The following is a 4662-nucleotide window of genomic DNA, read 5'->3' as shown; positions in this document are numbered from 1 at the left end:
AACGGTTGTGGACCCTCGACAAGTCCTATCGTTCCAGATCGGAGGCACTTTCGCTTTCATGATCGGCTATGCGGACCGACGCTCATGAAAGAGCGGGGCTAGCCGTCGCCACGGCGCGGCACCCAACGCTCCACTGGGGCTCACGCGAAGAACGGTCACACCCCGCAACCGAGGGTTGACCGATTGCCGCTCCGCGGCCATGAAAGGAAGATTGCAGGATGATCACAACGCCGTGACCTTGGAACCTAAAGGTTCTAAGAGCCGAAGTACTTACGTGGTCTATCTGAACAGCTTGTTCCGGAATTGAGCCGGAGATATTAGTTCATGGATGCGTTGCTTGAAGGTGCAATTCCTCAACGTCGGGTGCTGCTTGCCGCCCCTCGCGGTTTCTGCGCGGGTGTTGATCGCGCTGTTAATACAGTGGAGAAGGCCCTGGAGCAGTACGGGGCGCCGGTTTATGTCCGCAGACAGATTGTCCACAACACGTACGTGGTGCGGACCTTGCAACTCAAAGGTGCGGTCTTCGTCGATGAGCTGAGCGAGGTCCCCGAAGGTTCGATCGTCGTCCTGTCGGCTCACGGTGTCGCTCCCGCGGTCCACGGAGAGGCCAAAGATCGCCGACTTGCCACCATCGATGCGACGTGCCCGCTGGTCACGAAGGTTCATCGGGAAGCCGTACGTTTTGCCGAGGACAGTTACGACATCCTCTTGATCGGCCATCAGGGGCACGAGGAGGTTCTTGGCACTTTGGGTCAGGCGCCCGAGCGCACTCATCTTGTCGATGGGCCGGGCGACGTACTCGACGTCCAGGTTCGTGACGAGAACAGGGTTGCCTGGCTCTCGCAGACCACCTTGTCGGCCGAAGAGACCGCCGCTACCGTCGAGCGGCTCCGGGAGCGGTTTCCCGCCTTGGTGGGACCGCCCAGCGACGACATCTGCTACGCCACCCAGAACCGCCAGGAGGCGGTCAAGAAGATCGCCCCCCGATGCGACCTGTTGATCGTAGTCGGCTCAAGCAACTCTTCCAACTCTGTGCGGCTGGTCGAGGTCGCTCTGGACTATCGCGCCCGTGCGGCTCATCTTGTTGACAGCGCTGAAGGGATCGACGAAGCGTGGCTCCAGGATGTATTCACCGTTGGGGTTACCAGTGGTGCGTCCGTACCGGATGTACTCGTCGATGCCGTGCTGTCGTGGCTGGCGACTCGAGGCTTTGCCGATGTCGAGATCGTGCGTAGCGCCGTCGAGACCCAGCTCTTCGCGCTGCCTCGCGAACTGGCGCGTAGCCGGGATGAGCTGCTCGAGCCAGACCAAAGTAATGAATGTTGAGCGCATTTTGTTGGCAAGCCTTTGCTGTGGGCTCAAGGGGAAGATGTGCGTCTGCAGTGGATTCGCGGCCGGATCCGGTATGCCAGCACGAACTCACGCACTTAACGAGAAACGAATCGATCAGTGAAACAATCTATTTTGAACCCGTCCGACAACACCACTCGATCCGTGTCGGCCCTGCTGGACCAGGGCCGGACCATGTGTACTCCGCTGCTGCGCCAGGCGGTGGGTCGTCTGGCCGCACCCATGGACACCATTGCCGCGTACCATCTCGGCTGGATCGACCGCGACGGCAGGCCAGCTAGGGCAGCCGGAGGAAAGGCGGTGCGTCCGGCTCTGGCGCTGCTGTCCGCCGAAGCCGTGGGCGGTGATGCATCCGCGGGAGTGCCCGGCGGTGTGGCCGTGGAACTCGTACACAACTTTTCGTTACTACACGACGATGTGATGGACGGTGATGAGTTTCGCCGCCACCGTGCCACCGCCTGGGCCGTCTTTGGCGTAGCGCAGGCCGTCCTGGTCGGTGACGCGCTGCTTGCGCTCGGTATCGAGGTGCTGCTGGAGGCCCCGCAGACCACGCAAGTCTCTGCCAGCGACGCGATCCGGGCGGTCAACGTCATCACCTCCGCCACCCGACGACTGATCGACGGCCAAGCCCAAGACCTCACCTTCGAACTCCGCGAGCACGTAACGGTCGAGGAATGCCTGGAGATGGAGGGCAACAAGACCGCCGCGCTTCTCGCGGGAGCCTGTACGATCGGTGCGGTCCTTGCTGGCGCTGACGCCAAGACGTCCGAAGCGCTGGGACGTTATGGCCATCACGTCGGGCTGGCCTTCCAGAGCGTAGACGACCTGCTCGGCATCTGGGGCGCCCCCGAGGCCACCGGCAAACCTCACCGCAGCGACCTGCGTCGCCACAAGAAGTCACTTCCGGTGGCCGCCGCCCTTGCCGACGGCGGCACCGCCTCGCGTCGACTCGCCCAGCTGCTGGCCGACTCGAAAGACTTGACGGACGAGGACGAGGAACACCTGGATGTGCGTGCGGACCTGATCGAACAGGCCGGCGGCCGCGCCTGGGCACAGAACGAGGCGAGGCACCAGTACGCCGCCGCGCTCGACGCGCTCGACGAGATACCCATGCCGGACACGGTACGGCAGCACTTCGTCGCGTTCGCCGACTTCGTAGTGGTACGGGAAACGTAGCCGAATACCGAAAGAGTGCTTCGGCTCTCGCGGTGACTGTCTCGCGATGCGGTACACATGCCGCTGGCTTAGCGAAGTCGCAGCCCTTCGCTTAGCAATTGAGCCATCAAGCATCTGTCATATACCTCGGAAGGTGGTTCAAATTAGCGAACGCGGGCGCACCCGCGGCTTTCATCGCGGCCCAATTGGATGCTCTTGTGAAAGGTTCTGGTAGGTGGGGATGAGGTCGACGTCAGTGGGCGCAGTTGCACGACCAATCGAGTTAGGCCAAGGATTCATGGTGGGCAACCACCTCGAGGGTGGTATGCCGACTGCAAGCATCGCTCGCGATTTCGCATTCAAGGACCTTCTCCCAACGTCGCATGTACGAGACTTCATTCGTCAGAGCTACGGCAAGGACATCGGATTTGACTTGGGCGACGAGGGCTTTTCCGCAATGTTGGCGCTTACTCATCTCCCGTTGTCCGGCCATCCAAATGAGCAGCAACTCATCCAGAATTTAGCCAGATCGGTCGAGGACTGCCGATGGCGATCAAGGTTTCGATTCTTCCCGCGCGTCCACGCCTTTGCCGCAGACACGGACTGCACGGCTCTGGCCATCAACGGGCTATGGAAGCGCGGGTACCTGCCCGCGCAGGACCTTCATCGCACCGTGGCGGAGCTGACCCGTTCGGCAGTCCAGATGGCAGGTGCGCAGAGCCCCGATCTCGATGAAGGCGGTATTCAGTCAGGGGTGATGATGGTTTATTGGGAGGACGGGGCTGAGCCGGGAGCACTGCCTCGCGGGCGCAAGCACGACGCCGTCGCCTGCGCGAACGCGCTATACACGGTAGGACTGGTGGGGGCGCAGCTGAACAGCTTCGATGACTATGTAGTGACGCGCACGCTGAACTACGTCCGTAACCACTTGGCCTCCGGGCGTTATCTCGTAGGCACCCGCTACTACCCCTCGCCTGAGGCGTTCCTGCACGCGGCATCGAGGCTTTGCGGACAATCCACCCGGTACGCACGTGCTTTGGAGGAACCGCTTCGCCGGGCTTTGACGCATAAGTATTCGATCGATGTCGCGGCGTCCGGCGATAGCCTACGGCTCGCATTACTCATGATCGCGAGGAGTAACCTCAAGATCGAGGACGGCCAACGGGAACTCGCCGAGACACTGGCCGGCTGGCAACGTCCGGACGGTTCGTGGCCGGCCTGCAGCTACTATCGGATGGGCCGATTCCCTGTGTACTTTGGCTCGCCGCACATCACCACAGTATTCGCGCTGCGCGCGATTTCTTCGCTGCGAGCCTGGGCAGCCTCAGCGGATGGATCGGCGCCTCGGCAGCCAGCTGGTATAGATCCCGTATAGATTAGGCCGGCAGTCGCATCATATGCCAATCGACGATACGCTAGGAGCCGCGCATGGCGGCATACGGTAGGTTAGTCATCAAGCCCTTGGGATTAGCTCCCATTCTGACGTCCTAATCAAAATTTCTGGACCACTTGCGTGTGGCCGCAGGACCGGCGGCGGCTACCCCGTCGTCTTATAGTGCTGTTCCGGACTTCCGCGTGCGGAGCCATTGTCGAAATCAGACTAAGGATAGTCTTGACGCGTCAACTTGAGCCGTACTACGCATACATGGGAAGTGACCTGCATCGCGAGATCGCCGAAGATACGCTCGCGTGGTTTTCTCGAGTATGTACGTGCGATCGTGACTGTTCCTGGCACGCCAAGGCGGCGTTTCTTTCGGCGACGTTTGCCTGCTATACCAGTCCCGCTGATGCATCATGGTGGGAACTTATGGTTTGCTCGAAGTATCTTATTTTATTTTCCAGCCTCGATGACGAGGCGATGGAGGATAGGGTCGAGCTTCTCGCTCGATTCCAGGGCGGATCCAGGGCATTCGGCGGACACCTGGGTTCGATCTACCATCCGTTTCTTGGTGAGCTGCGCGCGCGCGGACTCACGACTAGTAGTGCTTTGTTAGGTCGGTGGTCGGCGTTTGCGGCGGACGGTTCTGATCTTTCGTCGGCAGGTGGGGCAGGCGCCGGCCCAGGTGGCGAGGAGTAGCTGGATCTCGCCGATGACCTTGTAGAGGGTCAGGCCGGCGCAGCCGCTTTTGGGTCTTGGCGCAGCGTGGTGATGAACAG

The 4662-nt window shown here is 61.2% G+C and carries 4 protein-coding genes; all 4 read left to right on the top strand.

Translation table 11 applies throughout. The features are described 5' to 3' along the window. The first annotated feature begins 324 nt into the window (after positions 1 to 324). The 4 genes from AB0J67_RS39260 to AB0J67_RS39245 all read left to right on the top strand — a co-directional run bounded on the left by AB0J67_RS39260 (position 325) and on the right by AB0J67_RS39245 (position 4582). On the top strand, positions 325 to 1326 hold the full coding sequence (locus AB0J67_RS39260) for a 4-hydroxy-3-methylbut-2-enyl diphosphate reductase (RefSeq protein WP_363490594.1): 1002 nt from the start codon (positions 325 to 327) through the stop codon (positions 1324 to 1326). Positions 1327 to 1494: 168 nt separating this feature from the next. Continuing rightward, a complete protein-coding gene (locus tag AB0J67_RS39255) occupies positions 1495 to 2526 on the top strand; it encodes a polyprenyl synthetase family protein (protein ID WP_363490592.1) in 1032 nt (343 codons plus the stop codon). 280 nt (positions 2527 to 2806) lie between these two features. Continuing rightward, entirely contained in the window at positions 2807 to 3880 is a 1074-nt protein-coding gene (locus AB0J67_RS39250; RefSeq protein ID WP_363490590.1) for a hypothetical protein, read from the top strand. A gap of 270 nt (positions 3881 to 4150) precedes the next feature. Continuing rightward, the gene (locus AB0J67_RS39245) at positions 4151 to 4582 is read left to right on the top strand and encodes a hypothetical protein (protein ID WP_363490588.1); all 432 of its coding nucleotides are present in this window, start codon (positions 4151 to 4153) and stop codon (positions 4580 to 4582) included. The last annotated feature ends 80 nt before the right edge of the window (positions 4583 to 4662 follow it).

Origin of the sequence: Catellatospora sp. NPDC049609, from assembly GCF_040675365.1 — a bacterium.
Lineage (GTDB): Bacteria > Actinomycetota > Actinomycetes > Mycobacteriales > Micromonosporaceae > Catellatospora.
Note: the sequence above shows the minus strand (reverse complement) of the source record. Positions and strands in the feature narration are given on the sequence as shown.